Here is a 25,911-nt window from a genome sequence, read left to right as displayed (position 1 = left end):
CGGGAAAGAAAGTGTTTTGATGGCAGATCCTGTTTTTTTCGCGCCTTCGCGTGAACTCACGATTGGCGATATTGCAGATTTTACCGGTGCAAGACTTCGTGACCCGAAGCTTGCGCCGCGCTCTGTTTCGCGCCTTTCTTCGTTGAAGGATGCATCTGACGGTTCACTTGCTTTCGTCGAGGGCAAGAAGAACGCCGATGGCCTCTCCTTGATCAATGCTGCAGGCGTTCTCTGCACGGAAGCTCTTGTAGATAGTGTGCCGTCGCATATAGCGGCACTGGTTACCCGTAGTCCGCAACGGGATTTCGCATCTGTTGGTCGAATGCTGTTTCCAGCATCTGTCAGACCGGTTAGCTGGTTTGGAGAAACGGGTGTTTCTGCGGCGGCGATTATTCATCCATCCGCCCATATCGAAGATGGCGCAACCATCGAAGCCGGAGCGGTAATCGGGAGGGGGGTGACCGTTGGCTCCGGTACGTTGGTTGCTTCAACAGCCGTCATTGGCGAGGGTAGCCAGATAGGTCGCAACAGCTATATAGCGCCGGGTGTAACCGTTCAGTGTGCTTTCATAGGCAACCAGGTTTCGCTTCACCCAGGTGTTCGAATAGGACAGGATGGCTTCGGCTACGTTCCTGGCCCTGCCGGTTTGGAAAAGGTTCCCCAGCTTGGTCGGGTCATCATTCAGGACAATGTCGAGATTGGTGCCAATACCACGATTGATCGTGGTTCGTTGAATGACACCGTCATCGGCGAAGGCACGAAGATCGATAATCTTGTTCAAATCGCACATAACGTGCGATTTGGTCGTTTCTGTATTGTCGCGGCGCATTGCGGCATTTCCGGCAGTTGTGTCATTGGCGACCAGACCATGTTAGGTGGGCGCGTGGGGCTTGCCGATCATTTGATTATCGGCTCGCGCGTTCAGGTTGCCGCAGCGAGCGGCGTTATGAATGACATACCCGATGGGGAGCGCTGGGGTGGTATTCCTGCGCGGCCTATCAAGCAGTGGTTCCGCGATATTGCGAACATCCGCAGCATCGGGCAATCGAGAAAGGAACAATCCTCTGATGAGTGATGCAAATCAGACAAAGCTGGAAGCAGCAGATATCCAGGATCTTCTGGCAGTGTTGCCGCATCGCTATCCGTTTTTGCTGATCGACAGGATTGTCGACATTGACGGTGATGTCTCTGCAACCGGCATCAAGAATGTGACGATCAACGAGCCGCATTTCTCGGGACATTTCCCCGAAAAGCCAATCATGCCGGGTGTACTGATCGTTGAAGCTATGGCGCAGACAGCAGGTGCTATTTCGCTGCTTCAGCGTAAGACCGGACGCCCCGGCGTGGTCTATTTCATGACCATAGACAATGCGAAATTCCGTCGCCCGGTTATCCCGGGAGATCGGCTTCTGCTTCATGTGAAGAAGATCAAGCAACGCGCAAATATCTCGAAATATGAATGCATCGCGGAAGTTGATGGTGTAAAGGTTGCGGAAGCTGAAGTTGCTGCAATGATCAGCACAGCCGAAGAAAGCCAGTGAGCATATTGATGAAAGAAACATTCATTCACCCCACCGCTCTTGTGGAGCAGGGTGTGGAACTGGGGCAAGGTGTGTCTGTCGGCCCCTTCTGTCACATTCAGTCTGGCGCCGTCATCGGCGACAATTCGGAATTGATGAGCCACGTAGTGGTAACCGGTGCAACAACGCTCGGCGCAGGCGGAAAGGTTTATCCGCATGCTGTTCTGGGGTGCGATCCGCAGAACAATAAGCATAAGGGCGGCCCTACCAAGCTGAATATTGGTGTAAACTGCCTTATCCGCGAAGGCGTGACCATGCACAAAGGGTCAGACAGCGCGCGGGGTTACACGTCCGTCGGCGACAACTGTTCGTTTCTTGCTTATGCGCACGTAGCACACGACTGCGATACTGGCGATTACGTTACATTTTCCAACAACGTGATGATCGGTGGTCACACGACAATCGGGCATCATGCCATTCTCGGCGGCGGAGCAGCGATACATCAGTTTGTGCGCATTGGACATCACGCTTTCGTTGGCGGTATGGCCGCTGTTGTAAGCGATCTTATCCCTTATGGCATGGCGATTGGTGTGCATGCTCATCTTGGCGGATTGAATATCGTCGGTATGAAGCGCTCGGGTATGGAACGCAAGGAGATCCATAATCTCCGCCATGCAGTTCGGATGCTGTTCGACCGCACGAAGCCAATCCGGGAGCGCGCCAAGGACGTTCTGACTACGATACCAGACTCTCCGGCTGTCATTGACATGATCGATTTCATCAATGTCGATACCAAGCGGGCCTACTGTACACCTCCGCTTGATGCGGTCCATGGTGCGGCCGGGCATGACAGTAACGAAGATTGAGAAAATACTGCGTCTCGCAGATGATGCGGGACGCGTTGCGATTATCGCTGGCAATGGCCTGTTGCCAGTCAGCGTGGCCAGCGCCCTCGCAGCCGCAGGAAAATCGCCTTTCCTTGTGCCGTTGCGAGGAGAAGCCGATCCGACACTTTATAAGTATGAACATCAGGAAATTTCGATCGTTGAGTTTGCAAAACTCGTGCGGTCCATGAAGGATGCCGGTGTGGATCGGGTTGTCCTTGCCGGAGGGGTGACAAGCAGGCCCCATGTCAGCGATCTGAAGTTTGACTGGCCCACTTTACGTGCGGTGCCTTACGTTTTGCGCGCACTGGGGCAGGGCGACGATGCTCTGTTGCGCGCGTTCATAGGCCTGCTGGAATCCTTTGGCTTTAAAGTTGTCGGAGCTCATGAGGTCGTCCCGGATTTGCTTTCCCCGTCACCGGCTCAAGTCTTGACTCGAAAAGTACCAGACACCCGAGAACGTCATAATCTTGAACTTGCGATGGAATCTGCGCTTCGTCTGGGTGATCTTGATGTCGGGCAGGGTGCGATTGCAATTGGTGGTCGTGTCGTTGCTCTCGAAGGGGCGGAAGGCACCGATCAGATGATAGAACGTGTACGCGAGTTGCGTGCAGCCGGTCGTATACCTCGGCGGGGCGGCGTTCTCGTCAAGATGGCGAAACCGCAACAGGACGAGAGGGCGGATCTTCCGACCATTGGAATCTCGACAATAGATAAAGCCACGCAGGCGGGTTTGTCAGGAATAGCGGTTGAGGCGGGTAGAACATTCATTCTAGGCTTCGGCGAGACCATCGCTGCGGCAAACGACAAAGGCCTTTTTATCGAAACGGTCAGTCGCGAGAGAAAGGATATCAAGAAGTGAGCACCACCAGCCGGCCATTGAAAATAGCAATCGTGGCCGGTGAAGAATCCGGTGACCTTCTTGGCGCGGATCTGATTGATGCGTTGCGGACGCAAACGGACCGTCTGGTCGATATTGTAGGGGTCGGAGGTGATCACCTCGCAGCTCGTGGAATGAAATCCTTTTTTGATCCACACGAGATTGCACTTATGGGACTGGGCGCAATTCTTAAAAATTTGCCGGGGCTGATGTTACGCATCGGGCAGACGGCGCGACGCATTGTTGCAGAGAAGCCGGATTGCGTACTCCTGATCGACAGTCCTGAGTTTACACATCGTGTTGCCAGAAAGATCAGAGCCGCGAATCCGTCAATTCCTATTGTGAAGTATATAGCGCCGAGTGTTTGGGCCTGGCGTCCGCAGCGTGCAAGGGCGATGAAGGCTTATTTCGATCATGTGTTGACTATTCTTCCGTTTGAAGTCGAGGTTATGCAACGGTTGAGCGGACCGAGTGCCACTTATGTCGGGCACCGCCTTTCCAGCTATGAACCGATATTGCATGCGCGGGCTGCGCAGAAAGCTCTGGAAGCGCAACGGACTGTTGGAACCCGGAAAACGTTGCTTGTTCTGCCAGGCTCGCGTCGGACTGAAATCCAGATGCTCATGGAGCCGTTCGGACATGCTGTTAGCGAACTTGCGGCGCGTGTCGAGAAACTCGACGTTGTTCTGCCAACACTGCCCCGTATTGAGGAAATGGTACGGGATCTTTCTAAGAACTGGGCTATCAAGCCGCTCATTGTGCTGGGTGACGAAGAAAAGTGGAAGGCGTTTTCCCGCGCCGATGCGGCGCTCGCGGCTTCGGGAACTGTCTCGCTGGAACTGGCCCTCTCGCGCATTCCTAGTGTGCTTTCCTATAAGGCGGACTGGTTCGCACGCAAGTTTCTGATGCCTAAGATCACGATCTGGAGCGCAGCCTTGCCGAATATCATTGCCGACGAGCCGGTCGTTCCCGAATATTTTAACGAGTTTGTTCGTCCGGGAATGCTCGCTCGCAGTCTTGAGCGGCTGATGCGTCCCGGGTCGGCACGTCAAGCGCAACTGGACGGTTTTGATACGGTCGCTTCGATCATGTCAACCGAGCGCCCGTCTGGTGAGATCGGAGCGCAGGTCATTCTGGAACTGGCAAGCAATTCCAAGAGCTGATGTTCAACTGCAGACAAGACATGAAAAAACCCCGGTTGCCAAAGGCAACCGGGGTTTTCTTGTAGGTCAGATACTTATTTGCGCTTTGCGAGCGGCACGTAATCGCGTTCGGGAGCGCCTGTATAAAGCTGGCGCGGACGGCCGATCTTTTGCTGTGGATCCTCGATCATTTCCTTCCACTGTGCAACCCAGCCGACGGTGCGGGCGAGTGCAAAGAGAACCGTGAACATTTCAGTTGGGAACCCGAGAGCCTTCAGGGTGATGCCCGAATAGAAGTCGATGTTCGGATAAAGCTTTTTCTCGATGAAATACTCATCCGTCAGGGCGATCTTTTCGAGTTCCATTGCAACGTCGAGCAGCGGGTCGTCCTTGATGCCGAGTTCGCCCAGAACCTCATGGCAGGTCTTCTGCATGATCTTTGCACGTGGATCATAGTTCTTGTAGACGCGGTGACCGAAGCCCATCAGGCGGAACGGATCGTTCTTGTCCTTTGCACGGGCGATGAATTCAGGAATGTTGTCAACAGAACCGATTTCAGCAAGCATGTTAAGTGCGGCTTCGTTTGCACCACCATGAGCTGGGCCCCAGAGGCAGGCAACGCCAGCCGCGATACATGCAAAAGGATTGGCACCAGAAGAACCGGCGAGACGCACGGTTGACGTCGAGGCGTTCTGCTCATGATCCGCATGAAGGATAAAGATGCGGTCCATGGCGCGTGCCAGAACCGGATTGACCTTGTAATCCTCGCACGGGACGCCAAAGCACATATGCAGGAAGTTCGACGCGAAATCGAGGTCGTTCTTCGGATACATGAACGGCTGACCGATATGGTATTTGTACGCCATGGCAGCAAGCGTCGGAACCTTGGCAATCAGACGAATCGACGCGACCATACGTTGATGCGGATCCGTAATATCAGTGGAGTCGTGATAGAATGCTGACATCGCACCGACACAGCCAACCATCACTGCCATAGGATGGGCATCACGACGGAAGCCCGTAAAGAACTTCGTCATCTGTTCGTGAATCATCGTGTGGCGCGTCACACGATAGTCGAAGTCAGACTTCTGGGTTGCGGTCGGCAGTTCACCGTAGAGAAGCAGATAGCAGGTTTCCAGAAAATCACCGTGTTCGGCGAGCTGATCGATCGGGTAGCCGCGATAGAGTAGGGTGCCTTCGTCGCCATCGATATAAGTGATCTTGGATTCGCACGATGCCGTGGACGTGAAGCCCGGATCGTAGGTGAACATCTGTGAATTCTTGTAGAGTGGACCGATATCAACGACGTCTGGTCCGACAGTGCCTTGTCGCACAGGCAGATCGAATGTTTTGCCTTCTAGTGTAAAGCTGGCTGTCTTATCTGACATCGTGTTTCCTTTCATTTCCACTTTGCCGCCCGCACGACGGCAGAATCGTAATCATTGTTATAATTTATCTTTTATCTCTCGGCATGGTCCCCGCCCCTGAGGGGACCATCAGCGTTTAACGCATTATCCTAACGATTTTGCCCGTCAAACTATCCCAAACGGTTCGTGATGCAATGCGTAATTTGAACTATTTAAGTGGGTTTTGTCACGTCAGCGTGAATGATCCCACCTTAAACGATTTGATCGCGAATACGCCCCAGAGACTCTTCGCGTCCAAGGACGAAAAGTACGTCGAATACACCCGGAGAAGTGGCTCGACCGGTCAGTGCGGCGCGCAATGGTTGTGCGATCTTGCCCAGTTTCAGCCCAGTTTTCTCCGCGTGAGTCCGTACAACGGCATCGAGAGCTTCAGCGGTCCACTCGCCTGCTGCTTCTAAATCAGGGAGTACGGATTTGAGCACAGCGCGGCCTTCTTCGTTCAGGAGAGACGCAGCCTTCTCATCAAGATCGAGCGGCCGAGTAGCGAAGATGAACTTCGACCCGTCAGCCAGTTCCACCAGAGTTTTGGCACGGTCCTTCAAGCCAGGCATGGCCGCAAGCAATTGCGCGCTTCGCTTGTCGTCCAGAGCGTCTGCAATTTCCTTACCACTTTCGATTTCCGGCAGAACGGCGACGAGCGCGTCGTAAAGCGCTTTATCATCGCTGGCACGCATATAGAGGCCGTTAATTGCCTCAAGCTTTTGAAAGTCGAAGCGGGCTGCGCCCTTATTGATATCTTTGACGTCGAACCATTCGATCATTTGCTCGGTCGACATGACTTCGTCATCACCGTGGCTCCAACCGAGGCGCACGAGATAGTTGCGCAGGGCCGCAGGCAAATAGCCCATTGCACGGTAGGCATCGACACCCAGAGCGCCGTGACGCTTGGAGAGTTTTGCGCCATCGGCACCATGAATGAGGGGGATATGCGACATTTGTGGTACGTCCCACCCCATCGCATCATAGATTACGGTCTGTCGCGCGGCGTTGGTAAGATGATCGTCGCCGCGAATGATGTGCGTCACTCCCATATCGTGATCGTCGACCACAACCGCATGCATATAAGTCGGCGTACCGTCGGAACGCAGAATGATGAAATCATCGAGATCCTTGTTCGGGAAACGCACGTCGCCCTGCACAGCATCCCGAACGAGGGTTTCGCCCTCCTGCGGAGCCTTGATCCGGACGACGGGCTTCACGCCTGCAGGCGCTTCAGACGGATCGCGATCACGCCAGCGACCATCATAACGCGGCGGGCGGCCTTCCGCCCGTGCTTTCTCGCGCATTTCTTCCAGTTCTTCTGGCGTTGTATAGCAATAATATGCCTTCCCAAGAGCGACGAGTTCTTCCGCTACTTCACGATGGCGAGGTGCGCGTTCAAACTGTGAGATAGCGTCGCCGTCCCAATCCAGACCTAACCAGGTCAGCCCATCGAGAATGGCAGCCGTCGCGGCGTCTGTGGAACGTTCCCGGTCGGTGTCTTCGATGCGCAGCAACATCTTGCCGCCATTGTGCTTGGCATACAGCCAGTTGAACAAGGCAGTGCGCGCACCACCGATGTGCAAATACCCCGTGGGCGAGGGGGCAAAACGGGTAACGACCGGTTTCGACATGATAGCTCCACTGTGTCATGCGCCTTTTGAGAGTAGCGGCGAATGCCGAGACACTGGCGCAAACTTGAATTCTAACGCCTGCGGGAGAAACTCCGGCAGGTAATCGGGGTTCGTGATGCGAACCCACTCGATTTCGGCTGCGGTTCATGTAGCATAGGCAGCAATGTGCGCAAGGGTTTCACATCCCTTTCGTGCTGATGTGCCGTCGTTCTTTCGGGGTATTTCGGCGGTTTGGGCTAACTTTTGCGGTCAGGCGGGGGCATGACAGGCATCAGGGAAGCGAGCAATGCCAACGAACGGGCGCTTGTCAGAAGCATGCCCGATGGTCTGTTGCGTGCTTTGTTGCCAGAGGCCTGGCCCCATGATGAAACAGAACCTCCGGCAAATCTGGAATTGGTCAAGCCGCCTGTACTCAGCCGGCGTGAGCGTCTACTCTCCATTCTCTTCGTTGCGACGGATCAGGTCAGGGCAGCAATTGCAACCGAAGCCGGACGAGGCGCATTTTTTCTCTTGCTGCCAGTTTTCTCCGGTGTTGGCGCAATCATCTATTTTACGCTCTCATTTGAACCTGCGTGGACACCACTTCTATCCATGCTTGCGATCGCCGGCGGCTTGCGAATTGCAACGCGAAGGCACCATGTCGCTACGCAAGGCATAACGTTGGCCATCGCTTTGATAGCCGGTCTTGTGGTCGGTAAATGGGAGACGGAACGTCGTGCAACGCCGATGCTGGGCTCCGATGTAGCGACACGTGTGACGGGACGAGTTATTGCGCTAGAGTATCAGGATAACGAAAGCTGGCGGATAACACTTGATGTGCTCCAGACTGAGCGCCCGAAGCTCCGTTTTCCACCGAAACGCATCCGGGTCAATGCAAGGGACATTCCGGCGTCGACAGTGATTGGTGGTGGCCTGACGGGTTATGTGCGATTGCGTATCCCGTCGGGTCCGGTTCGCCCCGGCAATTATGATTTCTCGTTTCACGCCTATTTCAATGGGATTGGCGCTAATGGCTTCTTTCTGGGAACACCCAAAGTGGCGGCGGTTTCTGCACCAGACGACCTGACTGCTGAAATTTCCCAATGGATTGCCATCTTGCGTGTTCGGGTTTCTGAACGAATCGAGGAAGTGATTGGTGGGGAAGACGGCAGTGTCGCCTCAGCGTTAGTTGCGGGCACACGTGCAGGGATCAGCGAACAGACGAATGAAGATCTGCGCAAAGCGGGCCTCGCGCACATTTTATCGATATCGGGCTTGCATATGGCGCTTGCTGCCGGGGTCGTCATGCTGTCGTTGCGGTCTCTCTTTGCGCTATTTCCGTCTTTCAGCGTGCGGCATCCAGTCAAGAAGTACGCGGCGCTTCTCTCTCTTATGAGCTGTACCTTCTATCTTGCCATGTCAGGTGCGGATGTCGCCGCGCAACGAAGTTATGTAATGGTCGCGATCATGCTCGGTGCATTGCTGGTGGATCGAGCTGCCATCAGCATGCGCAATTTGGCGATTGCAGCCATCGCTATGATTGCTATTTCGCCGCATGAGATATTGGGGCCGAGTTTTCAGATGTCTTTCTCGGCCACGGCCGCGTTAATTGCCGGTTATGCCTGGTGGAGCGAGCGCAATACGAGCAGGCGTGTTGGGAAGGAAAAACATGGCAAGGCCACCTATGGCTTCGCTGGGAAAATACTGAAACCGATCACGGCCGCAGGCGCCACTTCACTCATTGCCGGGCTGGCCAGCGGAATTTTTGCTGCTTATCATTTCAACAATACAGCACCGTTAGGTCTGCTCGGCAACGTTCTCGCTGAGCCCGTAATAGCTCTTCTTGTGATGCCGTTTGCTGTCTTCGGTCTTGTGCTGATGCCCTTACAACTGGACTGGGTACCTTTGCAGATCATGGGTTGGGGAATTTTCGTTGTCAGGCACATTGCTGCCTTCGTTGCGGCGTGGTCACCCGATGGTAATCCGGGGGCAATGCCCGTGCTCACGCTCGTCTTCTGGACCATTGCGCTCGTTTTGGCTGTTGTTCTATCGACCAGGCTGAAAGCACTGGCGCTCCCGTTCATCGTTCTTGGGCTCATTGTTTTCATCAGAGAGCCTTACCCCGATATTGTAATATCGGAGGACGCCAAACTGGTAGGAGTCCGACTGGCTGAAGGGAGATTCGCAATCAATCGCAGCCGCCCCTCGCAATTCACGATCGACAATTGGAAAACCGCCTATCTGATAGAAGAGTTCATCGCGCCACCATCAGGCAAAAACAAGAAACGAACTGATGGGGATGGGTTCGAATGCGAAGATGGATTGTGCACGATCAGTTTGCGTAATGGTCGCACACTCGCCTACACCGCAGATGTCGCGATGCAGGAGATAGCATGCAATATCGGCGATGTGGTTATTCTCGCGGTTCCCGGCAAAGACGCATCTTGCGGTCGTTCCACAATTCTGAGCATCAGTAAACGCGATCTAGCGCTAAAGGGGGCGGTGGAAATCAGGCTCGGGGAAGGACAAGAACAAACCCGAGCTTTCCAGGCTTTATCGGTAATTTCATCCGAAACAGCGAAATCGGACGTAGGACAGCCAATATCTGATCTGCAACACGACAACCGAATAACATTTGCAGTCGATGCACCGAGCCGTCCCTGGCATTTGCATCGCATCCATTCGCGTCCGGCACGCGGCTTGCCCGAACGCGAGTACAAATCCAGATCTCGCACTGTCAAAAATGCAGCGAACTGTTCACCCGACGCCGATGATGAAGCAAATCGCTGCAATTGATTCTCGAACAGTGTCAATTAAAACGGAATCAGGGAGCCGCTTAATTTCGATGCTCACGCGTTAATCTACGCAAACCGCTTCGTTCTTTTACTGGAAATGCTCTAATTCTTTGTTTTTACGCGCATCCTATCCGAAAACCGTTTTATAGTTTTCGGGATGCGCTCTAGTAGCGGCGGATCAGGCCGACAAGCTTGCCCTGCACGCGAACACGGTCCGGTCCGAATATTCTTGTCTCGTAAGCCGGGTTAGCGGCTTCAAGAGCGATGGATGCACCTTTACGACGAAAACGTTTCAACGTTGCTTCTTCGTCATCGACAAGCGCTACCACGATCTCACCGGGGTTAGCGGAATCACCGCGCTTGATGATGACAGTGTCCCCGTCGAAAATTCCAGCATCGATCATTGAATCGCCCCTGACCTCAAGTGCGTAATGTTCGCCTGCGCCAATCATTTCCGGTGGCAGATTAAGGGAATGAGTCTGATTCTGAATTGCGGAGATCGGTACACCCGCAGCAATTCGCCCCATAACTGGTACAGACACAGTCGCAGACGTATCGTCATTGGTGGCTACGGGGGCAGGGCGCGCGGGTGAGGGAGACGGTGGCGCTTTACCCAAGCTACCTTCAATAACGCTAGGGGCGAATTTCTTTTGCGCATTGAGGCCAGGAGCAATGGAATCCGGCAGGCGCAAAACCTCAAGTGCACGTGCTCTGTTCGGCAGGCGGCGGATGAAGCCACGTTCTTCCAACGCCGTAATCAGACGGTGGATACCCGATTTTGAAGCCAGATCGAGCGCTTCCTTCATTTCATCGAAAGACGGCGGAATACCTGTTTCTTTCAGACGTTCATGAATGAACAGCAGAAGCTCGTGCTGTTTACGGGTTAACATGCGCGACACCCTCCCGGCCAAGAATCGAGAAAAACAAAACCAGAACGAACACTATATGTTCCAGTCTTGTTCTGCAATGGTTTTAAAATCATTAACGCTTGAGCCGAGAGCGAACGGAATGCCATGCTTGCAGAGCTTTATTTGGAAGTCAGGGTAATTTGGAGTTTAAATAATATATAATTTACAATAGATTATATGTTTCTCTTCATGCATTATCGAGGTCGAAAGTTGTGTCAAATCTATAGCATGAGGACACGGCAATCGTCGCCGACCACAGCCTCTGGGGCGTTCTCATCCCTGATGAGAAGTGCTTTCGAGCCGACGAGAGCCGAAAGCATAGACGAATCCTGGATTGGAAATGGCTTTGCTATCAGAGTTCCATCCGGGGTTGATTCGATTGTAGCTCGGATATAATCGCGGCGGTGGTCATTCGCAGGTAGGGTCGCGCCCAGCTTTGCGGGCCGGATATCGGCATTGAGGCTGGTTCCGGCAAGCTTGGCGACAAGCGGGCGGAGAAAGACGAGGCTGCAGACGAGGCTAGAAACCGGATTACCGGGCAAGCCTATCACATGCACGATTTTGCCATTCACACCGATTCGTCCGTACATCAGGGGTTTGCCCGGCCTCATGGCTATCTTCCAAAAATCGAGACTGACCCCCAATTTTTGAAGCGCGCCATGCACAAAATCCCGGTCACCGACGGACGCGCCGCCAATCGTAATCAGAATGTCGATGCCACTTTGCAGGCTGTCTGCTATTGCCTGTTCGATCTTGGCGGGATCGTCCGGAATGATTCCCTTGTCTTCAGGGCTACCACCCGCCCGCCTTATGATTTCGGCGATTCCAACACTGTTCGATGCAACAATCTGGTCCTTTCCGGGTGTTACGCCCGGCGTGACAAGCTCATCACCGGTCGCAATGATTGCCACCTTGGGTTTTTGAAATACATCGATTTTCGCGTTTCCACTTGCAGCGGCTAGCGACAGGGCTGCGGCATCCAGCTCACGTCCGCTCGAAATGACGATGTTACCGGGCGAAAAATCGAGGCCCGCACGGCGTATATGCCGTCCCGGCTCTATTCCTTCGTGAACAGTGAGCCGGTTACCCGAACGCTTGGTGTGTTCCTGAATGACAATTGTGTCTGTACCTTTGGGCAGTGGCGCGCCGGTGAAAATGCGAACCGCCTGTCCGATCCCTAATTCGCCTTCGAAGCGATTGCCCGCTGCCGATTCGCCGATGATGTCGAACTCAACGGGATAGGAGATGTTGTCCGGCGCGATCAGGGCGTAACCGTCCATGGCCGATCCGTCGAACGGCGGCTGCAGAAAATGTGCCAAAACTGGTGTTGCAACCACGCGCCCACCTGCATCTGACAAAGCGACCTGCTCTTTACCGTGCGGTTCTGCGGATTTCAGGATGCGGGCCAGTGCTTCATCGACCGGGAGAAGGGACATGGCGTTTCCTCTCGAACTGAATTGTTGACCCGTCTAGACCACAGAATCTGTCCAGATGAGTTGATCCAGAGCAAAGTCTAGCGGTTTATGCTTTCCAGTCACCTGATTTGCCGCCGCTCTTTTCGGTAACGCGGATACCGCCGATCTCCATATGTTTGTCGACGGCTTTGGCCATGTCATAGATCGTAAGACATGCGACAGAAACGGCGGTGAGGGCTTCCATTTCCACGCCGGTGCGCCCCTTGAGCTTGGTCAGCGCACGAACGCGCAAACCGGGCAATGTCTGATCCGGCTCGATTTCGACGGCTACTTTGGTCAGCATCAGTGGATGGCAGAGGGGAATCAGATCGGCGGTCTTTTTAGCCGCCATGATGCCAGCCAGACGCGCGGCGCCAATGACGTCACCCTTAGCGGCGTTGCCTTCCAGAATGAGCGCCAGCGTTTCCGGCTTCATTCTGACCGACCCTTCGGCCGTAGCTTGACGTTCAGTCTCGTCCTTGGCACCAACATCCACCATATTGGCAGCACCGGTCTGGTCGATATGGGTGAGTTTGGATGGCATCGATCAAGCCTTGCCAGTCAGCAGTTCGTGGGTAGCCGCTGCAACATCGGCCTGCCGCATGAGGCTCTCTCCGATGAGGAATGTCCCGATTCCAGACTTTTTCAGACGCAGGCAATCTTCGTGTGTGAATATGCCGCTTTCACCGACCAGAACGCGATCGGCTGGCGCCATCTTCGACAGCCGTTCCGAAACGGCCAGATCGACCTCAAATGTACGCAAATTGCGATTGTTGACGCCGAGCAGACGCGACGAAAGCTTCAGTGCGCGTTCCATCTCGGCTTCGTCATGCACTTCGATGAGTGCATCCATGCCAAGCTCGAACGCGGTCTCTTCCAACGCCTTTGCAAGATCATCATCGACGCTTGCAAGAATGATCAGAATGCAATCTGCACCCCAACTACGGGCTTCGTGTACCTGATAGGTATCGAACAGAAAATCCTTGCGCAGCGCCGGGAGACTACAAGCGTTGCGAGCTGCCGTCAGAAATTCCGGCGCTCCCTGAAAGGAAGGTGTGTCAGTCAGCACTGAAAGACATGCAGCGCCACCAGCTTCATAGGCTTTTGCAAGTGTAGGCGGATCGAAATCAGGACGGATCAAGCCCTTCGATGGGCTTGCCTTCTTGATTTCAGCAATCAGCGCGAATTCACCAGCGGCGCGTTTTGCCTCCAGCGCTTTGAGAAAACCACGCGGCGCTTCCTGATCCTGTGCGCGTGCCTTCAAATCAGCGACGGTACGCTCGGCTTTTGCAGCAGCGATTTCTTCGCGCTTGTAAGCCTCGATCTTGCGCAGAATGTCGGTGGACATGACTTAATCCTTTCCGTCAGGCGGCTTTGTCGTTGGAAACGGCAATCACCTTCTGCAAAACATCAAGTGCTGCGCCGCTGTCGATGGATTGTGCCGCGAGAGCGATGCCTTCTTTCAGATCCTTCGCTCTGCCTGCAATGACGAGTGCTGCGCCTGAATTGAGCAGGACGATATCTCGATAGGCATTTTTACTGCCTTCAAGCACGCCAAGCAAAGCCTTGGCATTCAGCGAAGCCTCGCCACCCTTCAGTTCTGCCGGATCGCAACGACGGAGTCCAACTTCTTCAGGCGTGACTTCAAACGTACGGATTTGACCGTTCTCGAGGGCGGCAACTTGTGTCGTGCCCGCGGTGGTCATTTCGTCGAGCCCGTCGCCATACACAACCCAGGCTGCTTCGGAGCCTAGCTCCTTGAGAACTTCGGCCAACGGTACGAGCCATTGCGGCGCGAATACTCCAACAAGCTGATGCTTGACACTGGCCGGATTGGAAAGAGGGCCGAGCAGATTGAAGATGGTGCGTGTTCCAAGTTCGACGCGGGAAGGGCCGACATGGCGCATGGCAGAATGGTGCATCGGTGCAAACATAAAGCCGAGGCCGGCTTCGGTAATGCTGCGGCTGATAATGTTCGCATCAGCTTCGATATTGATGCCTAGCGCAGCTAGCGCATCGGCCGCGCCAGAACGTGACGAGAGAGCGCGGTTGCCGTGCTTGGCGACGGGAACACCGGCACCAGCTACAACAAACGCCGAGCAGCTTGAGACGTTGTAGGAACCCGACTGGTCACCACCGGTTCCGACAATATCGATCGATTCGGCAGGAGCTGAGACTGCCAGCATCCGTGAGCGCATGGATGCAACCGCACCGGCAATTTCCGGTACAGTTTCACCGCGTACGCGCAATGCCATCAACAGTCCGCCGATCTGCGACGGAGTTGCCTGTCCCGACATCATTATATCGAAGGCAGCCCTGGAATCCTCAAGCGAAAGCGGTTCGCCCGATGCAGCTTTCGCGATATAGGGTTTTAGATCAGCCATTTTGGATGCCCATCGTTCTTAAAACGCCAGAGCGTTGTTGATGACGGCCTGATTTATCTTCACAGGGTACTGCTTCTGCAATTCGCCGACGAGCTGCTCGAGAACATCATCCGAGAGTGACGTCGCCAGATATTTCTGCTGCTGTTCCGGAATAGCTTCCGGGCCAGCTCCCGCAGGTTCGGTTACTTCAACAACCTTGAACAGAATCTGGGCATTGTCCGAAGGTGCTGCAGCGCTCCCGGTGAAACCATCTGCTCCACGGAAAATCTGTGCTGCTGCGGCCGTTCCGATATCGGCATCGTTGGTCGTGCGGACGACGCCACGCTTGGTCTGCTTCTCAACGCCCAGTTCCGAGGCAATCGTGTCGAGTGTCGCACCGCCGTCGAGGCGCTTCTTCAGTTCTTCCACACGCTGGTTGAGGCGCTTGACAGCTTCCTCGCCTTTCCATGCCGCAACCACCTTGTCCTTGACTTCGTCAAGTGTGCGTTCACGTGCCGGAGTTACGCCATCAATCTGATACCAGAGATAACCGACGTTGCCCATGGTCAGGGCGTCGTTGTCAAAACCCTGGTCGGCCTGGAAGGCAGAGGAAAGCAGCGCTTCGGAGTTTGGCAGCTGCACAGGATTACCAGAAGGATCGTTGCCCTCGGCGTCGACGGCTTCCACGGTGACGGACTTGAGGCTTAGCTTCTTTGCCACATCAGCCATGGATGCGCCGTCGGAACGGTCCTGCTCATAAGAGTCATGAATGCCGCTGATGCTGCTTGCTGCGATATTGTTGGCAAGCGTGGTGCGAATTTCGCCTTCAACTTCGGCTTGTGGCTTCACATGAGCCGGTTCGATCTGCGTCACGCGCAGGATAACCGGACCAAAGCCGCCCTTCACCACCGGGCTCACGCCATTCTCTGCCAGTGCAAAAGCTGCATCGGCAACGGCCTGATCAGGAATGGCGGATTTCTCAAACGTGCCAAGCTTCAGGTCGTCTTCTGTTTTGCCCTGTTCCTTGCCGATATCGACAAAGCTGGTTCCTGCGGCGATCTTTTGCTGGGCAGCTTCAGCCGCGGCGTCATCGGCAAAGCTTAACTGTTCGATGGTGCGCTTTTCGATCGTGCTGAAGCGTTCTTTGTTCTTTTCGTAATATTGTTTGATTTCATCCTGTGTGACAGCAGACGGATCGGCAATGTCCGTCGGTTCCAGCTTCACATAAGTTATCTTCCGGTATTCCGGTGCCTTGTACTCGTCCTTGTGCGCGTCAAAATAGGTCTTGAGTGCATCATCGGACGGGGCAGGGACAGTATCGGCTTTTTCAGCCTGAATGGTTACATAGTCGACGCTGCGGGTTTCGCCCTGATAAAGAGCTAGCGCCTTCAAGGCTGCGTTTGGAAGCTTGATGCCGTCCGTTGCAGCTTCCACGATTTGCTGGCGGCGAGCCACTTTCGCGCGATTGTCGAGGTAATCCTGCGCACGAATGCCGGATTGGCGAAGCACCGCATCGAACTGTGCACGATTGAAGTTGCCACTTGCATCATGGAAAGCAGGATCTTCGCCGGTCAGCCGAGCGATCCCGTCCTTGGAAAGGCCGAGCTGCATGTTCCGCGCGCCTTCATCCAGAACTACGCCGGCCGCGAGCTGGGCGAGTACCTGATTTTCGAGGCCGAGCGCTTTCGCCTGTTCGCGCGTCAGACGCTGGCGAAACTGCTGTGACAGACGCATCATCTGTTGCTCATAGGCGAAACGATAGTCAGTGGCGCTTACTTCGGAATCGCCTGCCGTCAAAGCGGCGGTGCCTGTCAGGCCGCCGCGAAAGACATCGGAGATGCCCCAGATCGCAAAGCTCAGTACAAGCAGGCCAAGTAAAAGTTTGGCGACCCAGGATTGAGCGGCGGAACGCAGGCTGTCGAGCATTGGAAACCCTTCAAGAATAAATCGAAGCTCGGTTTTCATAGATAGAGCTAGTCAGGGGATAACCTCAAGCCAGCCCTATATGCAAGGTCTCATTGCATGTTGGCACTCAAGAACATTTGCATTGCGGCACGAATACGCTTAGTCAGTGGCAAATTTTGGCGCTGGCCCGCTTTCAAGAGGCGGTTGCGCCTTCTGTTTTGAACAGGCGAGGAGAATGAAATGACTCCGGGAATCCGTCCGCTGGTTGCTGGCAACTGGAAGATGAATGGCACGGGAGAAACCCTGACCGAATTGCGTGCGATTGCTGCCGGTCTGAGCTCCGATCTTGGCCGCAAGCTTGATGCAGTTATCTGCGTACCTGCGACACTTCTTTCTCGCGCAGCGGAAACGCTCGAAGGTGAAACCGTCGGCCTCGGTGGCCAGGATGCTCACCATAAAGTGTCTGGTGCGCATACGGGTGATGTTTCTGCTGAAATGCTTAAGGAAGCGGGCGCCACGCATGTGATTATCGGTCACTCCGAGCGTCGGACCGACCATCAAGAAAGCAATGAGGTTGTTCTCGCCAAGATCGAAGCCGCATGGGCAGCCGGACTGATTGCAATCGTTTGCGTCGGCGAGACTGCCGATGAGCGCAAAGCGGAGCGTACGCTTGACGTGATCGGCAAACAGCTTGCTAGTTCTTTGCCAGATGGTGTGAATGCCGAGAACACGATCATTGCTTATGAACCTGTTTGGGCAATTGGCACGGGGTTGACGCCGACGGTGCAGGACGTTCGCGCTGCACATGCATTCATGCGTGAGCAAATGATCGAGCGTTTCGGCGCGAAAGGCGCGCATCTTCGGCTGCTCTACGGCGGTTCAGTCAAACCTTCCAACGCAATCGAATTGCTCGGCGTTGCAGATGTTGATGGCGCACTTGTCGGTGGGGCAAGCTTGAAGGCCAGTGATTTTCTCGCCATATGCGAAACCTATCGTAATTTGTAACCGGCACATCATGTCTGTCTATCTTGGTCTCGGGGCTTGGATTATCGGACAATAGCGTGTAAAGAGCCGCTCTAGTTTTAGGGATATAAAGACCGTAACCCATGCAGACCGTAATCATTGTCATTCACTTGTTGATCGTGCTGGCGCTTGTCGGCGTTGTGCTTATCCAGCGTTCGGAAGGCGGCGGCCTTGGTATTGGCGGTGGTTCGGGGTTCATGACGGCTCGCGGTGCAGCGAACGCGCTGACCCGCACGACAGCCATTCTTGCGATCGGTTTCTTCGCAACCTCGCTTATTCTGGGTATCATGGCGCGCTACGGCGAAAAGCCGACCGATATCCTCAATCGTATCCCTGCGGCAACCGGCAGCCAGACTGCTCCTGCAGGCGGCAACGGCGGCATTCTGAACCAGTTGGGCGGTGAGTCTTCGCGTCCTGACGCCAATCAAACGACGCCTACGACGCCAGGTGCGGTGGCTCCGACAACGCAGCCCGACGCTACCCAGCCGCAGGCTCCGATCGTTCCGGAAACACCGGCCAACCCGGTTCCAAGCTCGCAGTAAAAAACCGAGCAATATGAACACAATGCGAAACCGGCCCTTGAGGCCGGTTTTCTTTTTGTTAACCATGGCACTCCAAAGTGTTGCAGCTAGGCAATAGGCCGCCGCGAATCGCATTGCAGAATGATGACGGCGAATTGAGAACCGGATCAGTTTGCAGTAAGCAGAGCGAAAGTCTGGTCGCAATGAACGCGGCAGGCGTTTCTCCCTTGTGCTTGAATTTTCGGGAACCGAACATGTTTTCACGCCGTATTCTGATGGCCGGTATTGCAAGTCTTTGTTTTGGAGCGACTGCTCCGGCATTTGCAACTTCGCCGGTTAGCGCTGAAGCGCAGCTCAATGAAGCTGCCGCATCTGTTCAGCAGGTTGCTCTTTCAAGCGATGCCAAGGCCAACCCTGAAAAGCCGAAAAAGAAAAAGGTTTCCAAGAACGGCAACACGGTAAAAGCCAATAAGTACAGTATCGATCCAAAGTTTCGGGCGCAGGAAGTAGCCTTCACTGGCTATAAGCCGGGCACCATCGTGATCGACCCGAAACAGCGTTTCCTCTACCTCGTTGAAACCTCGTCGACCGCTCGGCGTTATGGCATTGCGGTGGGCAAGCAGGGATTGGAATTTAAGGGCACCGGAACAATCAATGCGAAGCGCGAATGGCCGCGCTGGATTCCTACAAAGGAAATGATCGAACGCGATCCAGCTCATTATGGTCGTTTCAAGAATGGCATGGATGGCGGTCCGGGCAACCCGCTTGGCTCCCGCGCCCTTTACTTGTTCCAGGGGAACAAGGACACCTACATCCGCATTCACGGTACCGTTCAGCCTTGGACCATCGGTAGCTCAGCTTCCAATGGCTGCTTCCGCATGATCAATGAGGATGTGATGGATCTTTACGAGCGCGTCGGTCTTGGCACCGAAGTGGTTGTTCTCTGATCTGTAAATGACTATCTGAATGTGGCCGGGCTTACGGGCTCGGCCTTTTCTTTTGCGTCAGTCGCTATTCTGGCTAGTGGAAGCTGTGGATTTCGAGCTTCGACATGGCTTTATCTGAATAGGGGCGCTAGAGAATGCAAACGTATTCGCTCCGGAGTTTCTGGCTCCGATGTTTCTTTGTGTAACCACGATTACCGCCTGACTTCGGTGAAAAACACTGCCGGGGCGCATTTTTTTGTGGCGGAATCAATCAAGAAAGTCTAACGAGATAAGCCCATGGCGCGATATGTATTCATCACAGGCGGCGTGGTTTCTTCCCTCGGAAAAGGCATAGCCGCTGCAGCACTGGCTGCACTCCTTCAGGCACGCGGTTACCGCGTGCGTATCCGTAAACTCGACCCTTATCTGAATGTCGATCCCGGCACGATGTCGCCTTACCAGCATGGTGAGGTGTTCGTCACTGACGACGGTGCTGAAACAGATCTTGATCTGGGCCATTACGAGCGGTTCACCGGTCGTCCTGCCAATCAGCAGGACAATATCACCACCGGTCGCATCTACCGTAATATCATTGAAAAGGAACGCCGCGGCGATTATCTCGGTGCGACGGTTCAGGTCATTCCGCATGTGACCGACGAGATCAAGAACTTCGTCCTCGAAGGTAACGAGGACTATGATTTTGTTCTTTGCGAAATCGGTGGCACGGTTGGCGATATTGAAGCTATGCCGTTCCTCGAAGCGATCCGTCAGCTTGGCAATGAACTGCCACGCGGAACTGCGGTTTATATCCATCTGACCTTGATGCCTTATATTCCGGCGGCTGGCGAGTTGAAGACCAAGCCGACCCAGCATTCGGTCAAGGAACTGCGCTCTATCGGTATTGCTCCAGATATTCTTCTGGTCCGTGCTGATCGCGAGATTCCTGAATCAGAACGTCGCAAGCTGTCGCTGTTCTGTAATGTCCGCGAAAGCGCGGTCATTCAGGCGCTCGACGTGGCGACGATCTATGATGTTCCGATTGCCTACCATAAGGAAGGCCTTGATTCGGAAGTCCTGTCTGCATTCGGTATCGATCCGGCTCCGAAACCGCGTATGGATCGCTGGGAGGAGGTTTCCAATCGTCTCCACAATCCAGAAGGTGAAGTGACCATTGCCATCGTTGGCAAATATACCGGTCTCAAAGATGCCTATAAATCGCTGATCGAGGCACTTTATCATGGCGGCCTTGCCAACAAGGTGAAGGTCAATCTCGACTGGATCGAGGCGGAAGTCTTCGAAAGCGAAGATCCGGCTCCATATCTGGAAAAGGTTCACGGCATTCTGGTGCCGGGCGGCTTTGGCGAACGTGGTGCGGAGGGCAAGATTCTTGCAGCGAAGTTCGCTCGCGAACGCAAGGTTCCTTACTTCGGTATCTGTTTCGGTATGCAGATGGCTTGCATTGAAGCTGCTCGCAATCTCGTCGGCATTGAAAACGCCTCATCGACCGAGTTCGGCCCGACCAAGGAGCCGGTTGTCGGTCTCATGACGGAGTGGCTGAAGGGTAATATGCTCGAGAAGCGCGCTTCGGCTGGCGATCTTGGCGGCACGATGCGTCTTGGCGCATATGAAGCAGCATTGACGCCGGGTTCGAAGATCGCGGAGATCTATGGATCGACGGATATTTCAGAACGTCATCGTCATCGCTACGAAGTCAATATCGACTATAAGGATCGCCTTGAAGTAGCCGGATTGAACTTTGCAGGTATGTCACCGGATGGTGTTCTTCCGGAGACGGTTGAATATCCTGATCACCCTTGGTTTATCGGTGTTCAATATCATCCGGAACTGAAGTCCCGGCCTTTCGAACCGCATCCGCTCTTCGCTTCCTTCATTGAAGCGGCGATTGAACAGAGCCGTCTGGTATAGAGCGGTTCCGGTTAAAACGGAATCGTGGAACCGCTCTATCTTATTTGTGGCATTATCCGACGCAAAACCGCTTCGCACTTTTGCTGGAAATGCTCTAAAACTCTAACGCGCCTTTCGAGGCGCGTTTTCGTTTCGGCTTTCAGAGTGTGGTCTTGTTTTCGACTCACCTTTACGCCAGATAAGATGCCTGCAAGGCATTCAGTATTGAGGTTCACGTCATGGCGACTGCCAATTCATCTGTACAAATCGGAAATGTTACTTTTTCAAACAGCGCGCCATTTGCCCTGATTGCGGGTCCATGCCAGATGGAAACGCGTGAACACGCTTTCGATATGGCAGGCCGCCTCAAGGAAATGACTGATAAGCTCGGTATTGGTCTGGTCTACAAGTCCAGCTTCGACAAGGCCAATCGCACATCCTTGAAGGCTGAGCGCGGAATCGGCCTCGAAAAGGCTATGGAAGTTTTTGCCGATCTCAAGAAGGAGTTCGGTTTTCCGGTACTGACAGACGTCCATACTGAAGAGCAGTGCGCTGAAGTTGCTCCTGTGGTCGATGTCCTGCAAATCCCGGCATTTCTCTGCCGTCAGACCGATCTGCTGATTGCTGCGGCGAAGACAGGACGTGTCGTGAACGTCAAGAAGGGACAGTTCCTGGCACCGTGGGATATGAAGAATGTTCTTTCCAAGATTACGGAAAGCGGCAATCCGAATGTGCTTGCGACTGAACGCGGTGCTTCTTTCGGTTATAATACGCTTGTTTCAGATATGCGCTCTCTGCCGATCATGGCTGGTCTTGGTTCACCGGTTATTTTCGATGCGACTCACTCTGTGCAGCAACCGGGCGGGCAGGGCGGCTCGTCAGGTGGACAACGTGAATTCGTTGAAACATTAGCGCGTGCAGCCATTGCTGTCGGAGTTGCTGGGCTCTTCATCGAAACGCATCAGGATCCGGATAATGCACCGTCCGATGGTCCGAACATGTTGCCGGTGGATAAAATGCCCGCGCTTCTTGAAAAGCTCATGGCTTTTGATCGTATCGCGAAAGAGCTTTAAACAGTTCTCGGAGAATTAAAAAAGGCGGGGGATTTTCCTCCGCCTTTTGTTTCGCTAAGGCTACAAAACTGGCCTGGTGCATAATCTTTTCTGAAATGTCTGCAAACTTTCAGGATTATGCGCTAAGAAATGGCCGCATTGGATTTGTTAAGCGCCTCGTGGATATGGCGGGGCAATCTATAGGGAAGGACTGGTTCCTATGACTGCAATCATCGACATCGTCGGCCGCGAAATTCTCGACAGCCGCGGCAACCCGACCGTCGAAGTGGACGTCGTGCTTGAAGATGGCTCTTTTGGACGCGCTGCCGTTCCGTCTGGCGCATCGACCGGCGCGCATGAAGCCGTAGAGCTGCGCGACGGTGGCAGCCGCTATCTTGGCAAGGGTGTGGAAAAGGCTGTTGAAGCTGTCAATGGCAAGATTTTCGACGCTATTGCGGGCATGGACGCGGAAAGCCAGTTGCTTATCGACCAGACGATGATCGAGCTCGATGGTTCGGCCAACAAGGGCAATCTCGGCGCCAACGCAATTCTGGGTGTTTCTCTTGCCGTTGCCAAAGCCGCGGCCCAGGCGACCGGGCTTCCGCTTTACCGCTATGTCGGTGGTGCAAACGCGCATGTTCTGCCGGTCCCAATGATGAACATCATCAATGGCGGCGCACATGCCGACAACCCGATCGACTTCCAGGAATTCATGATTCTACCGGTGGGCGCTTCGTCCATTCGTGAAGCCGTGCGTTATGGTTCGGAAGTTTTCCATACGCTCAAGAAGCGCCTCAAGGATGCCGGTCACAATACCAATGTCGGCGATGAAGGCGGATTTGCACCAAACCTGAAGAATGCTCAAGCGGCACTCGATTTCATCATGGAATCGATTGAGAAGGCTGGCTTCAAACCAGGTGAAGATATCGCCCTTGGCCTCGACTGCGCAGCGACCGAGTTCTTTAAGGACGGCAACTATGTCTATGAAGGCGAACGTAAGACGCGTGATCCAAAGGCTCAGGCCAAGTATCTCGCAAAGCTCGCAGGCGACTATCCTATCGTTACCATCGAAGACGGCATGGCTGAAGATGACTGGGAAGGCTGGAAGTATCTCACCGATCTGGTCGGCAATAAATGCCAGCTTGTCGGCGATGATTTGTTTGTGACCAATTCGGCCCGCCTGCGCGATGGTATCCGCATGGGTGTTGCCAACTCAATTCTCGTCAAGGTCAACCAGATCGGATCGCTGTCGGAAACGCTCGATGCTGTCGAAACGGCTCACAAGGCTGGCTACACTGCCGTCATGTCACACCGTTCGGGTGAAACCGAGGATTCGACGATTGCCGATCTCGCAGTTGCCACCAACTGCGGCCAGATCAAAACTGGCTCGCTGGCCCGTTCCGACCGTACGGCCAAGTACAATCAGCTTATCCGTATCGAGGAAGAACTCGGCAAGCAGGCTCGCTATGCAGGCCGCAGCGCGTTGAAGTTCCTCTAATTTTCCTCAGAGAGTCATAAAAGGCGGGCTTCGGCCCGCCTTTTTTCGTTTCGGCTTTATATGTCCAGATATCCGCATTTGACCCAATGTAATTATATTGATATCAATGTTATTGCATTGGTGTTCGAACCGATGAGGGAGCGGCTTGAAACTCAGGTGACGAAGCCGTGGGCGAGGCTATCAACGGGAGAGAGAAAATGGCTTACATTGAAGGATTTGTTGTCGCCGTCCCCAAGGCGAACAAGGAACTCTATCGCAAGCATGCCGCAGAAGCCGCTGTATTATTCAAGGAGTTCGGCGTGACGCGCATGGTCGAGGCATGGGGGGATGATGTGCCGGACGGCAATGTTACCGATTTTCGACGTGCAGTTAAGGCAGAGGCAGACGAGGAGGTTGTGTTCTCCTGGTTTGAATATCCCGACAAGGCAACGCGCGACGCTGCAAACAGCAAGATGATGAGTGACCCACGTATGAAGGCGATGGGTGACCAGATGCCATTTGATGGCAAGCGTATGATCATGGGCGGATTTTCCACTATTGTCGATGTTTGATCGAACTTTTTGTTCCACGTGCAAAATCAAGTGTTCATCTGTCTGCCATTGTAGTTGACCGGCAATGGCGTACCCTGGAGCGCCGATTTGATTGAAGCAGATCGGCGCTCTCGTCGTTTGCACGAACTTGGATCTTGTTAGAAAACCGTTTCACACTTTCCTGGATGCGCGCTAGGAGTTCATCTCACTAGGGGGCTTTCATGAAATCTTATCTGATTAATCTCGACAGGAGCTGTGATCGGCTCGCTTTTATGGCAGAGCAGTTTCGCAAGCTGGGATGCGGCTTTACGCGCGTGGGCGCTGTCGATGCGCGCATGTTCACTCCAGAGCAGGTTCAGGATGTATTGGCCTCAAATCAAAAATGGCCACACCCTCTCACACTTGCCGAAATAGGCTGTTTTCTTTCCCATAAGAAATGTCTCGAACTCATCGCACAAGGTGAGGAAGATCACGCGGCAATCTTTGAAGATGATGTTGTTTTTGGTCGCGACGCGGACAAACTTTTTGCTTCCGGCGACTGGATACCTGCCGACGCAGATATCATAAAGATCGAAACCCATGAAAGGACAGTTCTTCTGGGCGCGCATCTACCTTGCGCTGAAACGCATTTTACGGTTGCACGACTGAGAAGTCGGCACCTTCTGTCGGCTGGCTATATTATCTCAAAGCCGGCAGCGCAGCGTTTGCTCGCCTTTATGGAAAAGCCTTCGGCACCTCTGGACCATTTTCTGTTTGATTCCGAGTTTGGCCCATTCTCGAATTTTGCAGTTTATCAGACTTACCCGGCGCTGTGCCGTCAGGCCGGTCTGGAAAGTACAATTGGCGGGAAACGCAAGCATGCAAAAATCCGCCCTGCATTGATGCGGCTTTTGGTTCGGGAAACTGTCAGAATCTATAGACGCTTACGTCTCGTTATCATTGGTACTTGCGTAAACATGGGAGCTAGAAAGCGCTGGACGCCGATTCCCTTTGAGGCTGAGAATGAGATCGATTGAATAGCTTGCGAGCCAAAGTGTTTGCCGCAGCACGGAAAAATCAGGGTTACCCGCTCCCGACATCTGTTCTTGGTAAATCTCTGTTAAGCAAAATAATGCTTGATGGTGGAATTCGGATTGACGCCCTTCGCAGGATTCGTAGTGGCTCCGAATATCCGGAAAGGAATCCGAAATGTGGACCAAGCAGAAGCGTAAATCGATCCGTGGGCGTTTTGTATTGCCCATTCTGACGGCCGCGTTTCTGAGCTATTTCGGTTTTCACGCCTATCACGGCGAATTCGGTCTCTATTCTCGTATCCAGTTGGAAGAGCAAAAAAGCCTTCTGGCCAAGCAGCTCGAACAGGTGACAGCAGATCGCACTGCGCTCGAAAAGCGAGTCACGCTTCTGCGCGACGGTTCCATCGAGAAGGATATGCTTGACGAGCAAGCACGCAGAGCGCTTAATCTCTCCCATCCCGATGAAGTGACAATTATCACCTCCAGGGAAGACCGATCAAATTAACTGAAATCCGGTTAATTGTCTTTTTGTGATATGTTTTTAAGGGCTTGGCGACATAGCAGCTATGCTCT

Annotated in this window: 23 protein-coding genes; 15 read left to right on the top strand and 8 right to left on the bottom strand. The window is 53.9% G+C overall.

Annotation, left to right across the window (positions count from 1 at the left end):
* Positions 1–19 precede the first annotated feature (19 nt).
* The 5 genes from lpxD to lpxB are packed head-to-tail and all read left to right on the top strand — an operon-like array spanning position 20 to position 4,447.
* Positions 20–1,075 carry a UDP-3-O-(3-hydroxymyristoyl)glucosamine N-acyltransferase gene (gene lpxD / locus FIB18_RS14545; protein WP_140021399.1) on the top strand — a complete coding sequence of 352 codons (1,056 nt, stop codon included), beginning with the start codon at positions 20–22 and terminating at the stop codon, positions 1,073–1,075.
* Positions 1,068–1,541: a 3-hydroxyacyl-ACP dehydratase FabZ gene (gene fabZ, locus FIB18_RS14540; protein WP_140021398.1), complete on the top strand. Its 474-nt coding sequence runs from the start codon at positions 1,068–1,070 to the stop codon at positions 1,539–1,541. The genes lpxD and fabZ overlap by 8 nt, the downstream gene beginning before the upstream one ends.
* 8 nt (positions 1,542–1,549) lie before the next feature.
* A complete protein-coding gene (gene lpxA / locus FIB18_RS14535) occupies positions 1,550–2,386 on the top strand; it encodes an acyl-ACP--UDP-N-acetylglucosamine O-acyltransferase (protein WP_140021397.1) in 837 nt (278 codons plus the stop codon).
* Positions 2,367–3,266, top strand: a complete 900-nt coding sequence (locus FIB18_RS14530) for an LpxI family protein (RefSeq protein WP_140021396.1) — start codon at positions 2,367–2,369, stop codon at positions 3,264–3,266. The genes lpxA and FIB18_RS14530 overlap by 20 nt, the downstream gene beginning before the upstream one ends.
* Positions 3,263–4,447 (top strand): lipid-A-disaccharide synthase, encoded by a 1,185-nt coding sequence (gene lpxB, locus FIB18_RS14525; RefSeq protein ID WP_140021395.1) that lies wholly within the window; start codon positions 3,263–3,265, stop codon positions 4,445–4,447. The genes FIB18_RS14530 and lpxB overlap by 4 nt, the downstream gene beginning before the upstream one ends.
* Before the next feature lie 74 nt (positions 4,448–4,521).
* Here the strand turns inward: lpxB and gltA are convergent, their stop codons facing one another.
* Both gltA and gltX read right to left on the bottom strand, forming a co-directional pair.
* Positions 4,522–5,814, bottom strand: coding sequence for a citrate synthase (gltA, locus tag FIB18_RS14520; RefSeq protein ID WP_140021394.1), 1,293 nt, complete (start codon positions 5,812–5,814; stop codon positions 4,522–4,524).
* A 230-nt stretch (positions 5,815–6,044) separates the two neighbouring features.
* A complete protein-coding gene (gene gltX / locus FIB18_RS14515; RefSeq protein ID WP_140021393.1) occupies positions 6,045–7,466 on the bottom strand; it encodes a glutamate--tRNA ligase in 1,422 nt (473 codons plus the stop codon).
* Positions 7,467–7,727: 261 nt separating this feature from the next.
* Between gltX and FIB18_RS14510 the strand changes: the two genes are divergently transcribed.
* Complete coding sequence (locus FIB18_RS14510) at positions 7,728–10,241, top strand: ComEC/Rec2 family competence protein (protein ID WP_140021392.1); 2,514 nt, start codon at positions 7,728–7,730, stop codon at positions 10,239–10,241.
* A 163-nt stretch (positions 10,242–10,404) separates the two neighbouring features.
* On the opposite strand, the gene lexA is transcribed toward FIB18_RS14510, so the two are convergent.
* The 6 genes from lexA to FIB18_RS14480 all read right to left on the bottom strand — a co-directional run bounded on the left by lexA (position 10,405) and on the right by FIB18_RS14480 (position 16,891).
* On the bottom strand, positions 10,405–11,130 hold the full coding sequence (gene lexA / locus FIB18_RS14505) for a transcriptional repressor LexA (protein WP_140021391.1): 726 nt from the start codon (positions 11,128–11,130) through the stop codon (positions 10,405–10,407).
* A 239-nt stretch (positions 11,131–11,369) separates the two neighbouring features.
* On the bottom strand, positions 11,370–12,584 hold the full coding sequence (locus FIB18_RS14500; protein WP_140021390.1) for a molybdopterin molybdotransferase MoeA: 1,215 nt from the start codon (positions 12,582–12,584) through the stop codon (positions 11,370–11,372).
* An 85-nt stretch (positions 12,585–12,669) separates the two neighbouring features.
* Positions 12,670–13,146, bottom strand: coding sequence for a cyclic pyranopterin monophosphate synthase MoaC (moaC, locus tag FIB18_RS14495; RefSeq protein WP_140021389.1), 477 nt, complete (start codon positions 13,144–13,146; stop codon positions 12,670–12,672).
* A 3-nt stretch (positions 13,147–13,149) separates the two neighbouring features.
* A complete protein-coding gene (gene trpC / locus FIB18_RS14490; RefSeq protein WP_140021388.1) occupies positions 13,150–13,950 on the bottom strand; it encodes an indole-3-glycerol phosphate synthase TrpC in 801 nt (266 codons plus the stop codon).
* Between the two features lie 16 nt (positions 13,951–13,966).
* Positions 13,967–14,986 (bottom strand): anthranilate phosphoribosyltransferase, encoded by a 1,020-nt coding sequence (trpD, locus tag FIB18_RS14485; RefSeq protein ID WP_140021387.1) that lies wholly within the window; start codon positions 14,984–14,986, stop codon positions 13,967–13,969.
* A gap of 18 nt (positions 14,987–15,004) precedes the next feature.
* Positions 15,005–16,891: a peptidyl-prolyl cis-trans isomerase gene (locus tag FIB18_RS14480; protein ID WP_140021386.1), complete on the bottom strand. Its 1,887-nt coding sequence runs from the start codon at positions 16,889–16,891 to the stop codon at positions 15,005–15,007.
* 219 nt (positions 16,892–17,110) lie between these two features.
* On the opposite strand from FIB18_RS14480, the gene tpiA reads away from it, so the two are divergent.
* The 9 genes from tpiA (at position 17,111) to FIB18_RS14435 (ending at position 25,843) form a co-directional block, all read left to right on the top strand.
* Positions 17,111–17,875, top strand: a complete 765-nt coding sequence (gene tpiA / locus FIB18_RS14475) for a triose-phosphate isomerase (protein ID WP_140021385.1) — start codon at positions 17,111–17,113, stop codon at positions 17,873–17,875.
* A 101-nt stretch (positions 17,876–17,976) separates the two neighbouring features.
* Entirely contained in the window at positions 17,977–18,435 is a 459-nt protein-coding gene (gene secG, locus FIB18_RS14470; protein WP_140021384.1) for a preprotein translocase subunit SecG, read from the top strand.
* A gap of 233 nt (positions 18,436–18,668) precedes the next feature.
* Positions 18,669–19,361, top strand: coding sequence for a L,D-transpeptidase (locus FIB18_RS14465; RefSeq protein WP_140021383.1), 693 nt, complete (start codon positions 18,669–18,671; stop codon positions 19,359–19,361).
* A 276-nt stretch (positions 19,362–19,637) separates the two neighbouring features.
* Positions 19,638–21,266: a CTP synthase gene (locus FIB18_RS14460; RefSeq protein WP_140021382.1), complete on the top strand. Its 1,629-nt coding sequence runs from the start codon at positions 19,638–19,640 to the stop codon at positions 21,264–21,266.
* Between the two features lie 218 nt (positions 21,267–21,484).
* Entirely contained in the window at positions 21,485–22,318 is an 834-nt protein-coding gene (kdsA, locus tag FIB18_RS14455) for a 3-deoxy-8-phosphooctulonate synthase (RefSeq protein WP_140021381.1), read from the top strand.
* Between the two features lie 199 nt (positions 22,319–22,517).
* Positions 22,518–23,795 carry a phosphopyruvate hydratase gene (gene eno / locus FIB18_RS14450; RefSeq protein ID WP_140021380.1) on the top strand — a complete coding sequence of 426 codons (1,278 nt, stop codon included), beginning with the start codon at positions 22,518–22,520 and terminating at the stop codon, positions 23,793–23,795.
* Between the two features lie 197 nt (positions 23,796–23,992).
* Positions 23,993–24,346 carry a DUF1428 domain-containing protein gene (locus tag FIB18_RS14445; RefSeq protein WP_140021379.1) on the top strand — a complete coding sequence of 118 codons (354 nt, stop codon included), beginning with the start codon at positions 23,993–23,995 and terminating at the stop codon, positions 24,344–24,346.
* Positions 24,347–24,546: 200 nt separating this feature from the next.
* The gene (locus FIB18_RS14440) at positions 24,547–25,341 is read left to right on the top strand and encodes a glycosyltransferase family 25 protein (protein ID WP_140021378.1); all 795 of its coding nucleotides are present in this window, start codon (positions 24,547–24,549) and stop codon (positions 25,339–25,341) included.
* Between the two features lie 172 nt (positions 25,342–25,513).
* Positions 25,514–25,843 carry an FtsB family cell division protein gene (locus FIB18_RS14435; protein WP_061346222.1) on the top strand — a complete coding sequence of 110 codons (330 nt, stop codon included), beginning with the start codon at positions 25,514–25,516 and terminating at the stop codon, positions 25,841–25,843.
* Positions 25,844–25,911 lie beyond the last annotated feature (68 nt).

It is taken from the genome of Brucella pecoris (assembly GCF_006376675.1).
In the GTDB taxonomy this organism is placed as follows: Bacteria; Pseudomonadota; Alphaproteobacteria; order Rhizobiales; family Rhizobiaceae; genus Brucella; species Brucella pecoris.
This window is presented reverse-complemented; position numbering and strand designations above follow the sequence as displayed.